The sequence below is a fragment of the Corallococcus carmarthensis genome (assembly GCF_003611695.1).
In the GTDB taxonomy this organism is placed as follows: domain Bacteria; phylum Myxococcota; class Myxococcia; order Myxococcales; family Myxococcaceae; genus Corallococcus; species Corallococcus carmarthensis.
In genome coordinates this window covers 1-2,713 of record NZ_RAWE01000422.1, presented here as the reverse complement: position 1 = coordinate 2,713, position 2,713 = coordinate 1, and the positions used below count along the sequence as shown (strand labels likewise).

The following is a 2,713-nucleotide window of genomic DNA, read 5'->3' as shown; positions in this document are numbered from 1 at the left end:
GCCCCGGGGCGTCACGCTGCCGCCCACCAACGCCGCGCTGATTGACGAGGCACCCGCCCTGTCCCTCAACCCCGCCGGCCTGGGCTTCCAGGACGCGGGGCAGCTCTTCTACCTCCACGAGCGCAACCTCGAATCCGACTCCGTCGGAGACGCCGTCTTCCTGGGCACGCGCTTCCTGGGCCTGGGCGCGGGCTTCTCCCTGGAGTGGATCCGCGGGGAGAACGCGCCCGACTACCGCAAGACGTCCTTCGGCCTGTCGCTGGGGCCACGCACGCTGCAGCTGGGCGCCGCCCTGCACGACTTCAGCTCGGATGACCGCCGCATCGGCGGATTGACGAGTTGGGACGTGGGCCTCACCGCGCGCCCCTTCCGCGCCCTGTCGCTGGCCGCGGTGGCGAAGGACGTGAACGCCCCGGAGCAGGACGGACTGAAGCTGCCGCGCCGCTACAACTTCGGCTTGGGCCTGCGCCCGCTGGGTGAGCGCTACACGTTGGGCGTGGACTGGCTCTTCGCGGAAGGAGGCTTCCGGGAGGGACTGGCCACGTACACGCTCCAGGCGGAGGTGGTGCCCGGCCTGAGGCTGGGCGGTGGCCTGTCCCACGGCTTCGTCAGCGGCATCCCGCTGGCGCTCCAGCTCGCGGCCACGGTGGACCTGGGCCACGCGGGCCTGACGTACGCGGCGGGCGGCGCGGGCGACGGCCTGGACCACGTGCTGCAGCTGCGCCTGTCCTCGGAGCGCTATCGCTCCGTGCACGGCGGCGGCGGCGTGGTGGCGCTGCTGGACCTGGACGACATGCTGTCGGGCGGCTCCAGCCCCGTGCTGTCCCTGCTGGGCGTGAGCGAGCCGGACCCGTACCTGCGCCTGATGAAGTTCCTGGACCTGGCCACGCGCGACGAGCGGCTCAAGGGCGTGGTGCTGAAGATGGAGGGCCTGCCCGGCGTGGGCTGGGGCACGGCGGAGGAGCTGCGCCAGTCGCTGCTCAAGCTGCGCGAGGCGGGCAAGAAGGTCGTGGTGGTGATGCTGTCCGGAGACGACCGCAGCTACCTCGTCGCGTCCGCGGCGGACAGCGTGTACGCGCTCACGGAGGCGTCGCTGCCCATCAACGGCCTGTCCGCCACGGTGACGTCGCTGGGCGGCACCATGGAGAAGCTGGGCGTGACGTGGGACGTGGCGCGCGTGGGCGAATACAAGACGGCGATGGAGCAGTTCACCCGCTCCGACATGAGCCCCGCGGAGCGCGAGACGCTGGACGCGTACCTCGATGCCCAGGTGTCGCACTACGAGAAGGCCGTGGAGGCGGGCCGCAAGCTGCCTCCGGCGAAGCTGCGCGCGGCGTGGGCCCAGGGCATCCTGTCCTCGAAGCGGGCGCAAGCGGCGGGGCTCCTGGACGGCGTGGTGTCCGCCACGGAGCTGGACGCGCGCGTGGCCGAGTGGTTCCCCGGGCTGCGCTTCCACCCGTCGTACTCGCCGCGCGACGAGCGCGAGGACCGCTGGGGGCTGCGCCGCCGCATCGCGGTGGTGCCCATCCTGGGCGACATCACCGGGGGCCGCAGCCGCGAGGACCCGCTGGGCTTCGCGCAAGTGGCGGGCGCGGAGACGGTGGTGCGCGCGCTCCAGGAGGCACAGGAGGACCCGTCCGTGGTGGCCATCGTCCTGCGCGTGGACTCTGGCGGCGGCGACGTGCTGGCGTCGGACCTGATGTACCGCGCGGTGCTGGAGGCGAAGAAGCACAAGCCCGTCGTCGCCTCCATGGGCGACGCGGCGGCCTCCGGTGGCTACTACGCGGCGGTGGGCGCGGACGAGGTGCTGGCGGAGCCCACGACGCTGACGGGCAGCATCGGCGTCTTCTACCCGAAGCCCGCGCTGGAGGGCCTGGGCATGAAGCTGGGGGTGAACCAGGAGACGCTCAAGCGCGGCGACATGGCGGACCTGCTGGAGTGGTGGAAGCCGTGGACGCCCGAGCAGCAGGCCGCGGTGCAGACCTGGGTGGACGACTCCTACGACACGTTCATCACGGAGGTCGCCCGCAACCGGAAGATGGACAAGGCCAAGGTGGACGCCGTGGCCCGGGGCCGGGTGTGGAGCGGCACGGACGCGCTCGCCCGGGGGCTGGTGGACGGCATGGGCGGTCTGCCGGAGGCCATCGCGTCGGCGCGCAAGCGCGCGAAGGTGCCCCCCGCGGAGGACCTGGACCTGGACGTCATGGGGGACGCGCGCGGCTTCCTCTCCGGCCTGGGCGGAGAGCCCGGCGTGCACGCGCTGGCGGGGGTGCTCCTGCCCGCGCTGCCGGAGCGCCCGCCGGAGGCGCTGGCCGTGCTCGCCCGGGAGGTGGGGCTGGGGTCGCCCGAGCTCCTGCGTCCCGGGCTGAAGGCCATGATGCCCTTCCGCGTGCGCATCCGCTGAAGGCCCCGGGGCCGTGCCGGTGGGGTCGCCCGGTGGACAGCCCACGCACACGGACGGCGAAATTGCGGGCGCCCCATCCGGGCGCTCTGTTAGGGTGGTGAGTGCCTCCCGGCCGGCGCTAGGGCCGTCGGGGGGTTTCAGGAACCGGCGGTTTCGGCCTTCTCGCAGGCCCCGCGTCCGGCTTCCTGTCCCAAAACCTGCTTCCTGACGTCCCCGGCGGCCCCCTGTGGCCGCCGCCCTCAAGGGCCGTCACGCGTGGAGCCCCATGAGCGAGAATTCCGACAACCCCGAGACCCGCAACCCGCCGCC

1 protein-coding gene is annotated in these 2,713 nt (G+C 73.1%); it reads left to right on the top strand.

Features of this window, described 5'->3' with window-relative positions; all coding sequences use genetic code 11:
• Window positions 1–2,404: signal peptide peptidase SppA (gene sppA / locus D7X32_RS44015; protein ID WP_120608431.1), on the top strand; the 2,404-nt coding region annotated here is incomplete at its 5' end.
• Window positions 2,405–2,713 lie beyond the last annotated feature (309 nt).